The following is a 14,632-nucleotide window of genomic DNA, read 5'->3' as shown; positions in this document are numbered from 1 at the left end:
CCTCCGTCTTCCCGTCCGGCCCGCTTCCTGCGAGGCTGGAAAGCACGACGAGAAAGGCGAGAACCATGTCAGACGTCCTCCGCATCGAATCCGTCCGTATCCACCCCGGCAGCGCCACTCGCGAGGAGGCGATGAAGGAGGCGGCCGATCTGCTCGAAGCAGCCGGATCCGTCACCGGCGAGTACTTCACCGCCATGCAGCAGCGCGAGGAGACGGTGTCCACCTACATGGGCAACGAACTCGCGATCCCCCACGGCACCAACGAGACCAAGCAGGCCATCCTGACCTCGGGTCTCTCCGTGGTCCGCTACGACGGCGGCGTCGACTGGGGCGGGGAGCCCGTGACCTTCGTCATCGGCATTGCCGGCAAGGGCGACGAGCACCTCGAGATCCTGTCGCAGATCGCCATCCTCTTCTCGGAAGAAGACGACGTCGTGCGTCTGAAGGCAGCTTCCTCCCCCGAGGAGCTCTTCCAGGCCCTGTCGGGCTCCGTCAACGCATGAAGGCCGTCCACTTCGGCGCCGGGAACATCGGCCGGGGCTTCGTCGGTCTGCTGCTCCACGAGGGCGGCTACGAGCTCGTCTTCTCCGACGTCGCCGCTCCCCTCGTCGCCGCGATCAACGCGGCATCCGAGTACACCGTTCACGAGGTCGGCGAAGGCGGTACCGACAAGACCGTGACCGGCTTCCGCGCGATCGACAGCTCGACGGATGCCGAGGCCCTCGTCGACGAGATCGCCACGGCGAACGTGGTCACCACCGCCGTCGGCCCCACGATCCTGAAGTTCGTCGCCCCGCACATCGTCGCGGGTCTCGCGCTGCGCGACCCGGCGCAGCCGCCCCTGCAGATCATGGCGTGCGAGAACGCCATCGGCGCGACCGACCAGCTGCGCGAGCACGTCGTGGAGCTGGCGGGCGACTCCTGGGACGCCCTCGATTCCCGGGCGGTGTTCGCCAACACCGCCGTCGACCGCATCGTTCCCGCGCAGGCGGTCGGCGGTGTCGACGTGACGGTCGAGCCGTTCTACGAGTGGGCGATCGAGCGCCGGCCGTTCGGCGACACCCCGCCGCACATCCCCGGCGCGCACTTCGTCGACGACCTCACCCCGTACATCGAACGCAAGCTCTTCACGGTCAACACAGGCCACGCCACGACGGCCTACTTCGGCGCGCAGGCCGGGATCGAGCGCATCGCTGACGCGCTGAGCGACCCCGCGATCGCTGCCAAGGTCGAGGCGGTCCTGCAGGAGACCAGCGCGCTGCTCGTGCAGAAGCACGAGCTCGACGCCGACGTGCAGGGACAGTACCGCGACACGATCCTGCAGCGCTTCCGTAACCCGGCCCTCCCCGACACCGTGGGGCGCGTCGGCCGCCAGCCGCTGCGCAAGCTCTCGCGTCACGAGCGTTTCGTGGGGCCGGCTGCCGAGGCGATCGAGCGCGGGCTCCCCGTGGACGCCCTCGTGGCCGCCATGGCCGCGGGCCTGGAGTTCCAGGATGCCGAGGACGCCCAGGCCGTGGAGCTGCAGCGGCTCCTCGGCGAGCTCGACGCCGACGCCTTCACGGCGCAGGTGACCGGACTCTCCCCCGAGCACCCGCTGTTCCCCCGCATCGCCGAGATCGTCTCGGCACGGCAGGCAGCGCTACGCTCCTGAGGTGACCGACACCAGCCCGTCCGCCGACGGGGCGCCCCGTGCGCCCCGTCGGCGTTTTCGTGTCTTGCGCTGGATTCTCGGGGGCCTCGGTGCCCTCGTGCTGCTGCTCGTCGGTGGCATCCTGATCTACAGCCAGGTGGGCGTGATGGGCGCCGAAGCCGATCCGCTGGCCGAGGCGCGCGCGAACCCCGGCATGACGATCACCGAGGACGGGGCGGGAATCGTGCTCTCCCCGACCACCGGAGACACCGGTCGGGGTCTGGTGTTCATTCCCGGCGCGAAGGTCGACGCCCTCGGGTACGTCGCGACCCTCTCCGACACGGTGGTCGATGACGGTGTGACGGTCGTGATCACCCGCCCGTGGCTGAACCTGGCGTTCTTCGACCCACGGCCGCTGGCGACCTTCACCGACCTCGCCCCGGACGTGCAGAGCTGGGCGGTCGGCGGGCACTCGCTCGGCGGCGTGCGCGCGTGCCAGCTCGCGGGAGAGGCCGACGCCCTCGTGCTGTTCGCCTCGTATTGCGCGAACGACCTGTCCGGGTCGGGGCTGCCGGTGCTGAGCCTGTCCGGTTCCGAAGACCGCCTGTCGACGCCGCAGAAGATCGCCGACGCCGCGAAAGAGCTGCCCTCCGACGCCGTGTTCGTGGAGATTCCCGGTGCCTCCCACGCGTCGTTCGGCGCGTACGGCCCGCAGGCCGGCGACGGCACCCCGACGATCGACCGCGCCGAGGTCGACCGGGTCATCGCCGATCAGCTCGACGCCTTCCTGCCCGCGCGCTGACGCGCGCCGTGTGGTCCGGCGGCGGGTTGGGGCGGCGGCGGCAGGTCGGCGCGGCGGCAGGTTGGGGCGGCGGCAGGTTGGGGCGGCGGCAGGTTGGGGCGGCGGCAGGTTGCGGCGGCGGCAGGTCGGTGGGCCCGCCCCGACTGCCGTTCTCCAGCCTTCGCCGCGCCGACCGGGCCGAACTCCTGAAGAACCGTCGTTCCGACCTCCTGTGCCGCAACCCGGTGCCCACTCCCGCGCGTGAGTCAGGAGTTCCGCCCCGGTCGCCACCCGCATCGGACGCCTCCTCCACAGGCGATTCTGTCCACAGATCCACCCAGCGGGGCCGCCGCGAGCACGAGGATCGGCCACGGTGGGCCGATGGCATCCCCCGACTCACGGCTCAGGCAGCCGATCTCACCTGTGAAGGCCACCCGCGATCTGCGGGCCGCGGGCTGGTCCCGCGATGCGATCGCCCGTGCGGTGGCCGCCGGCGTGATCGTGCGCGTTCGGCGCGGGCGATTCCTCATGGCCAACACTCCCGCCGAGGTCCTCGCCGCAGCACGTGTGGGCGGACGGCTCGATTGCGTCAGTCTGCTCGCGATGCTCGGCGTCTTCGTGCATCACCGCTCAGATCTGCACGTGCAGCAGGATCCCCTGGCCAGCCGCCGCCCCAGGTCACCCCACGGGGTGCGCTACCACTGGAGACCGACGGACGCGCAACGGGACAGCCCCATCGTCGACGTCGTGGAAGCTCTTGCTCAGGCGATCCGGTGCCAGGCTCCCCGCTCGGCCGTGGCCACGCTCGACAACGCGTGGCACCTGGGGCTGGTCGACGAAGCGGGTATCGACGACGTTTTCGCACGCGTGCCGCGGCGGTACCGGGTGCTTCGTCGGTTGCTGAATCCGCAGAGCGAGGCGGGCACGGAGACGTTCGTTCGGCTGATGCTCCGGAGCCTCGGATGCCAGGTGGAATTGCAAGTGCGCATTGACGGCGTCGGCCGCGTCGACCTTCTGGTGAACGGCTGGCTCATCGTCGAGTGCGACAGCGAGCAGTTCCACGGAACATGGCAGAACCACAAGAAGGATCGCCGGCGGGATCTGGCGGCGATGGAGCGCGGGTACTCGACCGTGCGCCTCCTCGCGGAGGACATCCTCTTTCGCCCCGAACAGGTGCAGGCCGCGCTCGCACGGATCATCGTCCGCGGCGCTCCCGGGCCGAACTCCTGAGAACTCGAGCTCAGCGCGGGCGGTGCGCCCATCTCCGGCCGCCTGCGGTTCGAGTTCTCAGGAGTTTGGCGCTCTGCGCGCGGCCCCGACGCGGTCGGGCGGCGGCGACCGAACTCCTGAGAACTCCTGCCTGAGCCGCTTCGCATCGCTCGAATCTGGCGCGCCGGCGCAACCTGTCAGGAGTTTCGCCGCCGGCACGGCGGCGAAGGACCCGGCAGCAACGCGGCGGACCGACGGCGCTCAGCGCTGGAAGCCCTCGGCGATGATCTCGATGAGCTCCTCGCGCTCCTCGACCGGCAGGAACGCCCCCGCGGCGGCGTTGAGCTGGAACGCCTCGAGATCGTCGAGGTCGTAATCGAACGCCTCGGCCAGCAGCGCCAGCTCACGGGTGAGGGTCGTGCGGCTCATCAGGCGGTTGTCGACGTTCACCGTCACCGAGAAGCCCAGCTGGTACAGCAGGTCGAACGGGTGGGCGTCCATCGTGTCGCCCCAGGCGGTGACCGCCCCGCTCTGCAGGTTCGACGTCGGCGACAGCTCCAGGGTGATCTCGCGATCCCGGACCCAGCGCGCCATGTCACCGAAGGTGACGAGCACTTCCTCCCCCTCGCGCGAGACGACGTCGAGGTCGTTGGCGATGCGCACCCCGTGGCCGAGGCGCAGGGCCCGACCGTCGAGCAGTGCCGAGCGAATGGATGCCAGCCCCGCCCCTTCGCCGGCGTGCACCGTCGTGGGGAAGAACTGCTCGGCGAGGTAGTCGAACGCCGCGCGGTGATTCGAAGCCGGGAAGCCGTCCTCGGGACCGGCGAGGTCGAAGCCGACCACGCCGCGGCTCCGCCACTCCACCGCCAGCTCGGCGATCTCGCGCGAACGAGACCCCTGGCGCATCGCGGTGAGAAGCTGCCCCACCCGGATGTCCTTGCCGCGGGCGTCGGCGGCATCTTCCCCCTCTTCGATGCCCTCCTGCACGGCATCCACCACATCGTCGAGGCTCAGGCCGCGCGTCAGGTGCTGCTCAGGTGCCCAACGCACCTCGCCGTACACGACACCGTCGTCGGCGAGGTCTTCGACGAACTCCTTCGCCGCGCGCACGAGGCCTTCGCGGGTCTGCAGCACCCCGACGGTCAGCGAGAACTTCTCGAGGTAGTCCTCGAGCGAGCCCGATTCGACGTGATCGGAGAACCAGTCCTCAAGGCCCGCGGCGTCATCGGCCGGCAGGTCGAGATCGAGGTCGTCGGCCAGTTCGAGCACCGTCTGCGCGCGCATGCCGCCGTCGAGGTGGTCGTGCAGCGACACTTTCGGCAAGCTCTTCAGCTTCTTGCCCTGGATGCGGACGTCGTCGGTGGCCATGGTGCTCCTTGGGTCGGATGCCGTCACGCGGTGATGCGCTCGCGCACGAGCGGGGTGTGCGCGGGAGCGGTGTCGCCGATCTCCCACGCCCCCTCCACCGCGGCGAGGGCGCGGTCGAAGCGCGTCTCATCATCGGCGGACAGGGTGAACAGCGGCTGACCGGCGGTAACGGATTCGCCGACGGTGACGTGCAGGTCGATGCCCGCGGCGTGCACAACGGCGTCCTCGGCCCGGGCGCGTCCGGCGCCCAGACGCCAGGCGCCGATGCCGAACGGCAGCGCCTCGACACGGGTCACGACGCCCGAGCGCTCGGCGACGACCGTGTGGGTCTCGCGGGGCGTGGGGAGCGCGGCATCCGGGTCGCCGTCTTGCGCGCGGATCATGCGCTTCCACACGTCCATCGCGCGACCGTCGGCCAGGGCGGCCTCGACGTCGGCGTCGGGACGGCCGGCGAGCGTGAGCATCTCGCGGGCCAGGGCGACGGTGAGCTCGACGACATCGGCGGGGCCGCCGCCGGCGAGCACCTCGACCGATTCCCGCACCTCGTTGGCGTTGCCGATGGCGCGGCCGAGCGGGGTGTTCATGTCGGTCAGCAGCGCCGTGGTGTTCACGCCCGAATCGGTGCCGAGGGCGACCATCGTCTCGGCGAGCTCGCGCGCGCGATCGATGTCCTGCATGAACGCCCCGGAGCCGAACTTCACGTCGAGTACGAGCGAGTCGGTACCCTCGGCGATCTTCTTCGACATGATGCTCGACGCGATCAGCGGGATCGCCTCGACCGTGCCGGTGACGTCACGCAGCGCGTAGAGCTTCTTGTCGGCGGGCGCGAGGCCCGTACCGGCGGCACAGATGACGGCGCCGACGTCGGCCAGCTGCGCGAGGATCTCGTCGTTGGACAGGGCGGCACGCCAGCCCGGGATCGATTCGAGCTTGTCGAGCGTTCCCCCGGTGTGCCCGAGGCCGCGGCCCGAGAGCTGCGGGACCGCGACGCCGAAAGCGGCGACGAGGGGGGCCAGGGGCAGAGTGATCTTGTCGCCGACGCCGCCCGTGGAGTGCTTGTCGACGGTGGGCTTGTCGAGCGACGAGAAGTTCATGCGCTCGCCCGAGGCGATCATGGCATCCGTCAGCACCCGAATCTGGTCGCGGCCGAGGCCGTTGAGGAGCACCGCCATCGTGAAGGCCGACATCTGCGCGTCCATGACGTAGCCACGCGTGTAGGCGTCGACCAGCCAGCGGATCTCGCCCTCGGTGATGGCGCGCCCGTCACGCTGGGCGCGGATGATGTCGACGGCGTCGTACTGCTCGGCGCTCATCGCGTCGCCTCCTCGAGGTCACGGGGTCCGAAGGCGTCGGGCAGGACCTCGTCGATGGTCCGGATGCCACTGACGGTCTCCAGCAGCATGCCGGGGATGGCGTGCTCGAACAGCAGCTGGCGGCACCGCCCGCACGGCATGAGTGTGCGGCCCTCGCCGTCGACGCACACGAACGCCACCAGCTGCCCCCCGCCGCTCATGTGCAGCTCGGACACCAGCCCGCACTCGGCGCACAGGGTTACCCCGTAGGAGGCGTTCTCGACGTTGCACCCCGAAACGATGCGGCCGTCAGCGACGAGCGCGGCCGCCCCGACCTTGAAGCGGGAGTAGGGCGCATAGGCGCGGTGCATGGCGTCAGTCGCCGCGGAACGGAGTTCGTCCCAGTCGATGTCGGTCATCGTGGAGCAGAGGGTCCTCTCGTGAAGGGAAAGCGGGCCGGATCAGCCCTTGATGTACGGTTTGCCGGCAGCCGCGGGTCCGCGGACCTTTCCGACCAGACCAGCGACGGCGAAGATCGTCACGACGTACGGCAGCATGAGCATGAACTCGCTCGGCACCGGCGAACCGATGACACCGAGGGTGTTCTGCAGGTTCGACGCGAAGCCGAACAGCAGGGCCGCGAGCGTCGCCCGGATCGGGTCCCACTGACCGAAGATGACCGCGGCGAGGGCGATGTACCCCGCTCCGGCCGTCATCTCTTTGTTGAAGGCCCCGACGGAACCGAGCGTGAAGAACGCCCCACCCAGACCCGCGATGGCCCCGCCGAGCGCGACGTTCCAGAACCGCGTGCGCGCGATGTTGATACCGACGGTGTCCGCGGCCTGGGGGTGCTCACCGACGGCGCGAAGACGCAGGCCCCAGCGGGTGTGGAACAGGCCGATGTACACGACGACGACCGTGATGTACATCAGGTACACGATGACGGTCTGGTTGAACAGCATCGGCCCGATGACGGGGATATCGGCCAGCACCGGGATGGGCAGGCGTGCGAAGCGCGGCGGCGAGTTGAGCATCGCGGAGTTGGGAGCGAGCAACTGCGAGAACAGGAAGCTCGTCACGCCGACCACGAGCACGTTCAGCACGACACCGACGATCACCTGGTCGACGAAGTACTTGATCGCGAACGCGGCCAGGACGAACGACACCAGGACACCCGCGACCGCCGCGGCGAGAAGGCCGATGAACGGGTTGCCCGTGAGGGTCGCCACGACCGCGGACGTGAAGGCGCCCGCGAGCAGCTGACCCTCGATGGCGATGTTGACCACGCCGACGCGCTCGCTGAGCACGCCGCACATGGCACCGAAGATCAGCGGAACCGACAGGCTCAGACCGCCGGCGAGGAGTCCGGTCAGCGGGATGACCGCCGTCGTCGCTCCCGCGGCGGCCCAGGTCAAGAAGCCGACCATGAACACCACCGCGAAGATCACGGCGAGCCAGATCGGGGGCCGGCGGCGCGCCCGCACCAGGAGCGCGCTCGCGACCGTGACGAGAATCAGCAGGACGGTACAGACCGCCCCCGTGACCACGCCGCCGAGCACGACCTCGGGCAGCTGGATGAACTCCCCCGGGCTCGAGATGCGGAAGACGGCGTCGCCGTCCTGGCGTGCGACGACGAACAGCACCGCGGCAAGCACCGTGATGACGCCGTAGGCGATCGGGGCCTTCCAGCTGACGACGACGGCGGTGTCGAGCGCGCCGCGTGCGGACGCGGCGTCGGGGTTCGCGACGGTGGTGCTCATCGGACCGCCTCCTTCTTCTTGGCGGCGCGGGCCTGGGACGGGCGCGCCCCGGGGGTCGGCAGGCGGAAGATCGCGCGCACCAGCGGCGGCGCCGCGATGAACAGCACGATCAGCGACTGCACGACCAGGACGATGTCGATGGGGACGCCGTTGGCGGCCTGCATGGCGAAGCCACCGGCCTTGAACGCCCCGAACAGGATGCCGGCGACGAGCACGCCGACGGGAGTGGACCGCCCCAGCAGCGCCACGGTGATCGCGTCGAACCCGATGCCCGCGTCGATGCCGCTGGAGAAGCCGGTGGTCACCGTGCCGAGCACCTGGTCGACGCCGGCGAGGCCGATCAGCGCGCCCGAAATGAGCATCGCATAGACGTACATCGACTTGACGTTGATGCCCGCCACGCGCGCCGCGTGCGGGTTCAGGCCCACGGCGCGGAATCGGAACCCGAGCGAGGAGCGCTCGAGGATCCACCACACGACCACGACGGCGACGATCGACAGCACGAACCCGAAGTGCAGGTTGTAGCCCGAGCCGAGGAGATCGGGGAAGACCGCCGTCTCTTTCATCGCGGGGGTCGTGGGGTTGTTGGACCCCGGAGCCTGCAGCAGGCCGGGAGTGCGCAGCATGTAGTAGACGAGGTAGAACGCCACGTAGTTGAGCATGATCGTGACGATCACCTCGTGCGCACCCGTGCGCGCCTTCAGGACGCCGGCGATCCCCGCCCATAGGGCTCCCGCGACGACACCCGCGACGAGGGCCACGAGCATGTGCAGGCCCCACGGCAGGTCGAAGGCGAAAGCGACGTAGCCACCCGCGGCCGCGGCAACCAGCATCTGGCCACGGCCACCGATGTTGAACATGCCGACGCGGAACGCCAGGGCGACACCGAGTCCGGCGGCGATCAGCGGTGTGGCGAAGGTGAGCGTCTCGGTCAGGGGACGGATGCCGGTGGCGAACTCCGGGCGCCGGAAGTTGTAGATCGCGCCCTGGAAGAACGACGCGTACGCCCCCGAAACGGACTGCCAGATCGCGGCGAGGGTGTCGCCGGGGCGCGCGAAGAAGTACCCCGCGGTGGCCTGGACGCGCTCGTCGGTCGCGGCGATCATCACGGCCCCGACCAACAGGGCCAGGACGACGGCGAGCACCGAGATGATCGCGTTGCCGGTGGCGATCTCGCGCAGCGCGCGGCGCCACCGGTTCTCTTCGGGGGCGGGTTCGAGCGCGACGGCGCGGGCGCCGGCGGAGGTATCGATGACGGCCCCGCCCTCGAGTGCGACGTCGGCCTCGGTGGCGGCGGCCACTTCGGCGGCGCGCTCGGAGCGCGCGGCCGTGGGATCCTGCGGGCTGTGCGGATCGCTCACGCGGCGACTCCTTCGTTCTGAGGTGCTTCGCCGGCCATCATGAGGCCGAGGACGTCGCGCGAGGTGTCGCCCGGGACGATGCCCACCACGCGACCGCGGTACATGACCATGATGCGGTCGGCGAGGGCGGTGACCTCGTCGAGCTCGGTGGAGACGACGATCACCGGGACTCCGGCATCGCGCGTTTCGATGACGCGCTTGTGGATGAACTCGATCGAGCCCACATCGACGCCGCGCGTGGGCTGGGCGGCAACGAACAGTCGCAGGTCGCGGCTGAGCTCACGAGCGAGGACGACCTTCTGCTGGTTTCCACCGGAGAGACGGCCCACCGGCGTCTCGATCGAGGGGGTGCGCACGTCGAACTCGCTGACCTTCTCGCGGGCGAAGTCGGCGAGCGTGGAGAGCTGAATGGCCCCGCCCTTGACGAACGGCGCCCCGTCGGCGCGGTCGAGCATGAGGTTCTCGGCGATCGAGAACTCGCCCACGAGACCGTCTTCTTTCCGGTCTTCGGGAACGAACCCGACCCCGGCTTCCAGCACCGCGCGCACGCTGCGCCCCGAGAGCTCGGCGCCGTCGAGAACGATGGACCCCTCCACGCGCTCCTGAAGCCCCAGCAGAGCCTCGGTGAGCTCGGTCTGTCCGTTGCCCTGCACACCGGCGATGGCGAGCACCTCGCCCTGACGCACGTCGAAGCTGACGTCGTTGACGACGAGCTGGCCGATGGGGTCGACCACGGTGAGGTTGGCGACCGAGAGTCCGACGTCGCCGAGCTGGGGAGCTTCTTTGTGCACCGTCAGCTCGACCGCCCGGCCGACCATCAGCGACGCGAGCTCGGCGTTCGACGCGCGCGGGTCGGCCTCGCCGACGACCTTGCCGAGACGGATGACCGTGATCCGGTCGGCGACCTCGCGCACCTCCCGCAGCTTGTGGGTGATGAAGACGATCGAGGTGCCCGACGCTTTCAGCTGGCGCATGATGGCCATCAGCTCGTCGGTCTCCTGCGGGGTCAGCACGGCGGTCGGCTCATCGAAGACGAGCACCTTGGCATCCCGGGAGAGCGCCTTGATGATCTCGACGCGCTGCTGCACGCCGACGGGCAGATCGTCGACGAGCGCGTCGGGGTCGACGTCGAACCCGAAGCGGTCGGAGATCTCCGTGACCTTGGCGCGCGCGGCTGCGAGGTCGAGCCGCCCGCCGAAGCGCGTGGGCTCATGGCCGAGCATGACGTTCTCGGCGACGGTGAAGACCGGGATCAGCATGAAGTGCTGGTGCACCATGCCGATGCCGGCGCGCATGGCGTCACCGGGCCCGGCGAAGTGCTGGACGGCGTCGTCCAGCAGGATCTCTCCCCCGTCGGCCTGGTACAGGCCGTAGAGGACGTTCATCAGGGTGGACTTGCCGGCACCGTTCTCGCCGAGCAGGCAGTGGATCTCTCCGGCCTCAACGGTGAGGTCGATGTGATCGTTCGCCACCAGGGATCCGAAGGTTTTCGTGATCCCGCGGAGTTCGAGCTTCATGTTCCCGATCCTAGGTTCTGTGGTGTCGGACGCGGCGAGCATCCGACGCCAGGGGAGCCCCGGGGGTGAGCGGCTCCGGTCCGGGAGGAAGGGTACCGCGTACCGCCCCCTCATAAGGGAGGGGAGGCCGGCACGGAGCCGGCCTCCCCAGGGAGAGTGGATCTCTCAGCCGGCGAGGTAGGACTCGACGGTGATGGTGCCGCTGATGATCTCGGCCTTGAGAGCGTCGATCTTGCTCGTCAGGTCGGCGGGAACCCGGTCGGCCCAGTCGTGGTACGGAGCCAGGCCCACACCCTCGTTCTCGAGCGTTCCGACGAACGGGGAGGCGTCGAACTCGCCGTTACCGGCGGCCACGATCGCGTCCTGGGTACCCACATCGATGCCCTTGAGGATCGAGGTCAGCAGCAGGTCGCCGACGGTGGGGTCGGTCTCGTACACGTCGGCGTCGACGCCGACGAGGGCGATCTCGCGGCCCGCGTCCTGGATGGCGACGGCGGCCGACTGGTAGATCGGACCACCGACGGGCAGGAGCACGTCGACGTTCTGGTCGATGAGGGCCTGAGCGGTCTGACGGGCGGTGTCGTTGGCCTCGAAGCCACCGGTGAAGGAGCCGTCCTGAGCGGCGCGATCCCACCCGACGACGCGCACCGAGGTGCCGTTGTCGGTGTTGTACTTGTCGACGCCCTGCGCGAAGCCGTCCATGAAGATCGTCACGGTCGGGATGTTGAGGCCACCGAAGGTGCCCACGACGCCGGTCTGCGACGTGCCCGCGGCGAGGTAGCCGGCGAGGTAGGCCGCCTGGGCGGTGTCGAAGATGATCGGCTTGATGTTCGGGGCGTCGGTCGCGCCGTCGAAGTCGCTGTCGACCGTGTCGTCGATCGAGACGTACTGCAGCTCGGGGTTGGCCGTGGCCGACTCCAGCGCCGCGGGGGCGAGGAGGAAGCCGACCGTCACGATGGTGTCGCAGCCCTGGTCGACCAGGCTCTGCAGGTTGGAGGCGTAGTCGGTCTCGGACTGCGACTCGACCTCGATGGGGTCGCTCGAGCCGAGCTCGGCGACCGCCGCGTCGACGCCCTCCTTGCCGAGCTGGTTGAACGACTTGTCGTCGAATCCACCGGCGTCCGACACCATGCAGGCCAGGTAGTCGCTGGCGCCGGTACCGGCCGATTCGCCGTTGCTCTCGGGCGCGGCACCGCAGCCGGCGAGCAGCACGGCCGTGCCGATCATGGCGAGGCCGCTGACAACGGCCTTCTTCGTGGTCTTCACGAATGGTCCTCCAAGACGGGGGCCCCCAACGGGTTCGGGGACGATGGAGTCACGTTACCCACTGCGACGAATCACCCACGTACCGCGACGGGGTGTGGGCCCCAATGGTTACAAAGACGCAATCTCGCGTCATCCAAACGCCATACAACGCCGACACCGGAGAAACTGGATGCCGCGAGGTGCGGCATCCAGTGTCAGAGGACGTCGCCGCGACCGGTCAGTTTGAGCGCGTCGACGACGCCCTTGACCCGCTGCGCGTTCTCGCTGGTGGTCACCAGGAGCGCGTCCGGGGTGTCGACCACGACGATGTCGCGGACGCCGATGAGACTGATGACGCGCTTGGTCTGCGATACGACGATGCCGCTCGAGGCGTCGGAGAGCACTCTCGCGTCTTCTCCGAGGATCGCGAGCTCGTTGCGGCCGCCCGAGGAGTTGAGCTTGGAGAGGCTGGCGAAGTCGCCCACGTCGTCCCAGTCGAAGTGCCCCGGGATGACTGCGAGGCGCCCCTTCTCTGCGGCGGGCTCCGCGACGGAGTAGTCGATGGCGATCTTCTTCAGACCGGGCCAGATGCGATCCACCGCGGGGCCACGTCGGTCACGGTCGTCCCACGCGTCGGCCAGCTCGAGCAGACCCGCGTGCAACTCCGGCTCGTTCACGGCGAGCTCCGCCAGCAGCACGTCGGCGCGCGTGATGAACATGCCCGCGTTCCAGAGGTAGGCGCGGTCGGTGAAGTACTCCTTCGCCGTGTCGAGGTCGGGCTTCTCGACGAAGCGCTCCACCATGTAGGCCTCAGGGGCGCCGTCGACGATGAGTTCGTCGGCCTGCTTGATGTACCCGAAGCCGACCGAAGGCTCGCTGGGCTGGATGCCGATGGTGCAGATGTAGCCGGCACGCGCCACGGCGACCGCCTGGCGAACGGCGAAATCGAACTGGCGTGTCTGGCGGATGACGTGGTCGGCCGCGAAGGAGCCAATGATGACGTCGGGCTCGCGGCGCACCAGGATGGCCGCGGCCAGGCCGATGGCGGCGGACGAGTCGCGCGGCTCGGACTCGAGGAACACGTTGTGGTCGGGGACACCCGGCAGCTCCCGCTCCACGGCCGCACGGTGCGCGCGGCCCGTGACCACGGCGATCCGATCGGAGCCCGAGAGGGGCGCGAGGCGGTCCCAGGTGTCGCGCAGCAGGGTCTGACCGGAGCCGGTGAGGTCGTGCAAGAACTTGGGAGCGTCCGCGCGAGAGAGCGGCCACAGTCGGCTGCCGATCCCTCCGGCGGGGATCACGGCGTAGAAGTCGTCGATAGCGGGTTCAGCCATGGCTCCGACCCTATCGGGCGGGCTCGCCCACCCCTTCGCACTTCTCACCCTCGACGCTAAGGAGAAACGCGAATGCAACTATCTCGACATCGAGAGAGTCTTAGGCGGCCCTCATCCCCCCGCCCCAGAGCTCCGCCGTAGTATTCAATGGCGCCCGTGTGACGCTCGGAGCCCGTTTCCGGCTCCTCACACCGTGTTCGATCAGGGAGGACGACCGTGTCAGCACCAGCACGCGCCACGCCGTCGGTGAAAGAGACGACCTCGCGGGTGCCGCGCGGAACGCTCTACCGCGGCCGAGAGGGAATGTGGTCGTGGGTCCTGCACCGCATCACCGGTGTGGCCATCTTCTTCTTCCTCCTCGTCCACGTCCTCGACACGGCCCTCATCCGCGTCTCCCCCGAGGCGTACGACGCCGTCATCGGCACGTACAAGAACCCGATCATGGGACTCGGCGAAGTCGCTCTCGTGGGCGCCATCGCCTACCACGCCTTCAACGGCCTGCGCATCATCCTCGTCGACTTCTGGCCCTGGGCCACGCGCCACCATCGCCAGCTGTGGTGGGGCGTCCTCGGCGTCTGGGTCGTCACGATGCTCGCGTTCACCCCGCGCCACCTGATCAACGTCTTCGCCGCCGTCGGAGGGGGTCACTGATGTCCGTCGCCCAGGAAGCCAGTACGATCCCAGCCCCGCGCACGCCCGCCGTGCGCAAGAAGGGCGTCAACCTCGAAAAGTGGGGGTGGATCTACATGCGCGCCTCCGGCGTGCTGCTGATCGTCCTCATCTTCGGCCACCTCTTCGTCAACCTCATGACCGGCGACGGCATCCACCAGATCGACTTCGCGTTCGTCGCGGGCAAGCTCGCCTCGCCGTTCTGGCAGTGGTGGGACGTGCTGATGCTCTGGCTCGCCCTCATCCACGGCGCCAACGGCATGCGCACGATCGTGAACGACTACGTCACGAACGCCAAGATCCGCGGCATCCTCGTCGGCTCGATCTGGCTCTCCGCCGCCTTCCTCATCCTCCTCGGCACCCTCGTGGTCTTCACCTTCGACCCCTGCCTCGGCGTCACCGAGAGCAGCTCCCTGTGGGAGATCTGCCAGGCGTGAGCCGCGGCATCCTCCTTCCCGACTGAGAC

14 protein-coding genes are annotated in these 14,632 nt (G+C 69.2%); 6 read left to right on the top strand and 8 right to left on the bottom strand.

Going from position 1 to position 14,632, the window contains the following annotated elements:
• Positions 1–65: 65 nt before the first annotated feature.
• The 4 genes from ACU6WY_RS03515 (at position 66) to ACU6WY_RS03500 (ending at position 3,641) form a co-directional block, all read left to right on the top strand.
• Entirely contained in the window at positions 66–503 is a 438-nt protein-coding gene (locus tag ACU6WY_RS03515) for a PTS mannitol transporter subunit IIA (protein WP_483821082.1), read from the top strand.
• On the top strand, positions 500–1,651 hold the full coding sequence (locus ACU6WY_RS03510; RefSeq protein WP_483821081.1) for a mannitol-1-phosphate 5-dehydrogenase: 1,152 nt from the start codon (positions 500–502) through the stop codon (positions 1,649–1,651). The genes ACU6WY_RS03515 and ACU6WY_RS03510 overlap by 4 nt, the downstream gene beginning before the upstream one ends.
• Position 1,652: 1 nt before the next feature.
• Complete coding sequence (locus ACU6WY_RS03505) at positions 1,653–2,432, top strand: alpha/beta hydrolase (protein WP_483821080.1); 780 nt, start codon at positions 1,653–1,655, stop codon at positions 2,430–2,432.
• A gap of 360 nt (positions 2,433–2,792) precedes the next feature.
• Positions 2,793–3,641 (top strand): type IV toxin-antitoxin system AbiEi family antitoxin domain-containing protein, encoded by an 849-nt coding sequence (locus tag ACU6WY_RS03500; protein ID WP_483821079.1) that lies wholly within the window; start codon positions 2,793–2,795, stop codon positions 3,639–3,641.
• Between the two features lie 240 nt (positions 3,642–3,881).
• On the opposite strand, the gene ACU6WY_RS03495 is transcribed toward ACU6WY_RS03500, so the two are convergent.
• The 8 genes from ACU6WY_RS03495 to ACU6WY_RS03460 all read right to left on the bottom strand — a co-directional run bounded on the left by ACU6WY_RS03495 (position 3,882) and on the right by ACU6WY_RS03460 (position 13,497).
• Positions 3,882–4,988 carry an adenosine deaminase gene (locus ACU6WY_RS03495; protein ID WP_483821078.1) on the bottom strand — a complete coding sequence of 369 codons (1,107 nt, stop codon included), beginning with the start codon at positions 4,986–4,988 and terminating at the stop codon, positions 3,882–3,884.
• A gap of 23 nt (positions 4,989–5,011) precedes the next feature.
• A complete protein-coding gene (locus ACU6WY_RS03490; RefSeq protein WP_483821077.1) occupies positions 5,012–6,301 on the bottom strand; it encodes a thymidine phosphorylase in 1,290 nt (429 codons plus the stop codon).
• The gene (locus tag ACU6WY_RS03485; RefSeq protein WP_483821076.1) at positions 6,298–6,699 is read right to left on the bottom strand and encodes a cytidine deaminase; all 402 of its coding nucleotides are present in this window, start codon (positions 6,697–6,699) and stop codon (positions 6,298–6,300) included. The genes ACU6WY_RS03490 and ACU6WY_RS03485 overlap by 4 nt, the downstream gene beginning before the upstream one ends.
• A 42-nt stretch (positions 6,700–6,741) precedes the next feature.
• Positions 6,742–8,040: an ABC transporter permease gene (locus ACU6WY_RS03480; protein WP_483821075.1), complete on the bottom strand. Its 1,299-nt coding sequence runs from the start codon at positions 8,038–8,040 to the stop codon at positions 6,742–6,744.
• Entirely contained in the window at positions 8,037–9,401 is a 1,365-nt protein-coding gene (locus tag ACU6WY_RS03475) for an ABC transporter permease (protein ID WP_483821074.1), read from the bottom strand. Before ACU6WY_RS03475 ends, ACU6WY_RS03480 begins: the two co-directional genes overlap by 4 nt.
• A complete protein-coding gene (locus ACU6WY_RS03470) occupies positions 9,398–10,918 on the bottom strand; it encodes an ABC transporter ATP-binding protein (protein WP_483821073.1) in 1,521 nt (506 codons plus the stop codon). Before ACU6WY_RS03470 ends, ACU6WY_RS03475 begins: the two co-directional genes overlap by 4 nt.
• 165 nt (positions 10,919–11,083) lie before the next feature.
• On the bottom strand, positions 11,084–12,184 hold the full coding sequence (locus ACU6WY_RS03465; protein WP_483821072.1) for a BMP family lipoprotein: 1,101 nt from the start codon (positions 12,182–12,184) through the stop codon (positions 11,084–11,086).
• Positions 12,185–12,378: 194 nt separating this feature from the next.
• A complete protein-coding gene (locus ACU6WY_RS03460; protein ID WP_483821071.1) occupies positions 12,379–13,497 on the bottom strand; it encodes a mannose-1-phosphate guanylyltransferase in 1,119 nt (372 codons plus the stop codon).
• Positions 13,498–13,713: 216 nt separating this feature from the next.
• Between ACU6WY_RS03460 and sdhC the strand changes: the two genes are divergently transcribed.
• Both sdhC and ACU6WY_RS03450 read left to right on the top strand, forming a co-directional pair.
• Complete coding sequence (gene sdhC / locus ACU6WY_RS03455) at positions 13,714–14,148, top strand: succinate dehydrogenase, cytochrome b556 subunit (protein ID WP_483821070.1); 435 nt, start codon at positions 13,714–13,716, stop codon at positions 14,146–14,148.
• A complete protein-coding gene (locus tag ACU6WY_RS03450; RefSeq protein ID WP_483821069.1) occupies positions 14,148–14,603 on the top strand; it encodes a succinate dehydrogenase hydrophobic membrane anchor subunit in 456 nt (151 codons plus the stop codon). The genes sdhC and ACU6WY_RS03450 overlap by 1 nt, the downstream gene beginning before the upstream one ends.
• Positions 14,604–14,632: the final 29 nt, after the last annotated feature.

This window comes from Microbacterium sp. ZW3a, assembly GCF_057167165.1.
Note: the sequence above shows the minus strand (reverse complement) of the source record. Positions and strands in the feature narration are given on the sequence as shown.

Bases quoted from the DNA above. Each gene is read 5' to 3' on its own strand.
- ACU6WY_RS03515 (WP_483821082.1), top strand. From the start codon at position 66: ATGTCAGACGTCCTCCGCATCGAATCCGTCCGTATCCACCCCGGCAGC.
- ACU6WY_RS03510 (WP_483821081.1), top strand. From the start codon at position 500: ATGAAGGCCGTCCACTTCGGCGCCGGGAACATCGGCCGGGGCTTCGTC.
- ACU6WY_RS03500 (WP_483821079.1), top strand. From the start codon at position 2,793: ATGGCATCCCCCGACTCACGGCTCAGGCAGCCGATCTCACCTGTGAAG.
- ACU6WY_RS03495 (WP_483821078.1), bottom strand. From the start codon at position 4,988: ATGGCCACCGACGACGTCCGCATCCAGGGCAAGAAGCTGAAGAGCTTG.
- ACU6WY_RS03490 (WP_483821077.1), bottom strand. From the start codon at position 6,301: ATGAGCGCCGAGCAGTACGACGCCGTCGACATCATCCGCGCCCAGCGT.
- ACU6WY_RS03485 (WP_483821076.1), bottom strand. From the start codon at position 6,699: ATGACCGACATCGACTGGGACGAACTCCGTTCCGCGGCGACTGACGCC.
- ACU6WY_RS03480 (WP_483821075.1), bottom strand. From the start codon at position 8,040: ATGAGCACCACCGTCGCGAACCCCGACGCCGCGTCCGCACGCGGCGCG.
- ACU6WY_RS03470 (WP_483821073.1), bottom strand. From the start codon at position 10,918: ATGAAGCTCGAACTCCGCGGGATCACGAAAACCTTCGGATCCCTGGTG.
- ACU6WY_RS03460 (WP_483821071.1), bottom strand. From the start codon at position 13,497: ATGGCTGAACCCGCTATCGACGACTTCTACGCCGTGATCCCCGCCGGA.
- ACU6WY_RS03450 (WP_483821069.1), top strand. From the start codon at position 14,148: ATGTCCGTCGCCCAGGAAGCCAGTACGATCCCAGCCCCGCGCACGCCC.